The sequence below is a fragment of the Gemmatimonadales bacterium genome (assembly GCA_030697825.1).
GTDB lineage: Bacteria > Gemmatimonadota > Gemmatimonadetes > Gemmatimonadales > JACORV01 > JACORV01.
Genome location: JAUYOW010000222.1, coordinates 1 through 1193, shown reverse-complemented (window position 1 = coordinate 1193; position 1193 = coordinate 1). Strand labels below are relative to the sequence as shown.

2 protein-coding genes are annotated in these 1193 nt (G+C 73.1%); both read right to left on the bottom strand.

Going from position 1 to position 1193, the window contains the following annotated elements; genetic code table 11:
* Positions 1 to 1041: hypothetical protein (locus tag Q8Q85_11685; protein ID MDP3774916.1), on the bottom strand; the 1041-nt coding region annotated here is incomplete at its 3' end.
* On the bottom strand, positions 1010 to 1193 hold a 184-nt coding region (locus tag Q8Q85_11680), incomplete at its 5' end, for a hypothetical protein (GenBank protein ID MDP3774915.1). The genes Q8Q85_11680 and Q8Q85_11685, both read right to left, overlap by 32 nt.

Sequence of the window (1193 nt, the reverse complement as noted above, 5' to 3'; positions counted from 1 at the left end):
GACGCGGTTGAGCAGGGCGCACAGCCCGCGCGCGAGCGGGCTGCGGAAGCGGACCTCGATCGTGTCGGCCGCGAGCTGCGGAAAGCGCTCGCGCAGCGCCTCCACCACCGTCTCGGACTGCTTGACGTGGCCGCGCTTGCCGTCGCTGAGCACCAGGGCGCGCCGCGCCGGCGTGCGCTTCCACCGGTTGTGCAGCCACAGCCACTGGGCCGGATCCTCGGTCACGTGGCGCTGCAGCAGCTCGGCGAAGCGGCGCATGGCCAGCGGGATGGCCTCGTCCTCGGGCAGGTCCGGCCGGGGTTCGATGGGCGGCTCGATGACGATCCGGTGGAACGGTCCGCGGACGCGGTGGATGAACACCGGGATGAGGATGGCGCCCCGGCCGTGCGCCAGCGCGAAGGGGCCGCGCGCGAACAACGCCGGCCGGCCGAAGAACTCGATGAAGGTGCCCTGCCGGCTGGCCTGGTCGCCGACGATGCCGACGATGCGGCCTTGATCCAAGGCGGCGACCAGCCGCTTCATGGCGCCGCCCTTGTGCACGATCATGCACCCTTTGGATTCCCGGTAGGACACGAGGAGGCGGTACAGGCGGGGGAACTTCTCCTGCGCGCGGGCCAGCGCCACGATCGGGTAGCCGCGCAGCGCGGCCACGATCGAGGACAGCTCCCAGTTGCCGTAGTGGCCGGTCAGGAGGATGACGGGACGCCCGGACGCGGCGGCCTGCTCGAGCCGTCCCGCGCCCTCGATGGTGACGTGGCGCTCGACGTACGCGGCGTCCATGGCCGGCAGGCGCAGCATCTCCAGCGCGCTCATCCCCAAGTGCTCGTAGCACCGGCGGATCAGCGCGCGGACCTGCCCCGGCATGAGCTGGCCGTTGAACGCGGCGCGCACGTTCGTCCGCGCCAGGCGCGCCCGCCGGGAGGACATGCCCAGGGCGAGCACGCCCAGCTGCGCGCCGAGCCACGTGACCGCCTGCGGCGGCAGGCCGGACAGGGCGGCGCCGAGCGCCTTAACGAGCGCGCACGCCAGCCAGTCGAGCATCCAGCTCCGCCTCTCCACTGAGGATCGCCATCCGCACCCCCACCACCCACACCGGCGCGCCCAGGTCCACACCCGCGAGCCGGGGCGCCAAGCGCACCCAATCTTTTTCCGTCGTCACGATCGCCGTGACGCGGTCCCGCGCGGCCGCGCGC